Annotated in this window: 1 protein-coding gene; it reads left to right on the top strand. The window is 66.2% G+C overall.

Annotated elements, in window-relative coordinates; genetic code table 11:
• Positions 1 to 197: 197 nt before the first annotated feature.
• Positions 198 to 668 (top strand): IS21 family transposase (locus IF809_RS38695; protein WP_462840098.1); only part of this gene is annotated, 471 nt, incomplete at its 3' end.

Below are 668 nucleotides of genomic sequence, written 5' to 3'. Positions count from 1 at the left end.
TTGCCGCGCGGCGAACAGGATGGAAGTGGAGCGTCGACCATGATGAGAGGGCTACGCCGGGCTCGTGACGCAGGGAGGGCGTAGCCCGACCGGAGTTACGAGCCCGGCGTCGGCGCGATCCACAGCGGACCGCGCCGACTGGTGATCGCGGCCGGCTGGTTATGCAAGTGGTTCTTCCGCCAAGAGGAATCACTCGCGTGCCAGGCCGACACATTACCGATCACCAAATGAGGCTCTACATGAAGTACCGTCAGACCGATAGCCCACCCGTGGCCGCCGCCAAGGCTTCGTTCAGCACCTCGACCGCTTACCGGATCGAGAAGGATCGACGCCTTCCGTCGCAGAAGAAGGCTCCCCGCGGCCGTCGCCGGCCAGATCCCTTGGCCCGCGTATTTGAGACAGATATCGCGCCGATGCTGAAGGCCGCCCCCGGTGTGCGGCCGGTCACGATCTTCGAGGAGTTGCTCCGACGCCATCCCGAGCTCGGCGCCGGCATCCGTCGCACGCTGGAGCGCCGGATCCGGGCCTGGCGGGCGATCCACGGCGAGGAGCAGGAGGTCATCTTCCGCCAGACCCACGAACCCGGTCAGCGCGGCCTGTCCGACTTCACCGACATGGGCGAATTGGGTGTCACGATCGCGGGCGTACCGCTCGACCATCGTCTCTAT

The sequence above is a fragment of the Bradyrhizobium sp. UFLA06-24 genome, from assembly GCF_054967145.1.
Note: the sequence above shows the minus strand (reverse complement) of the source record. Positions and strands in the feature narration are given on the sequence as shown.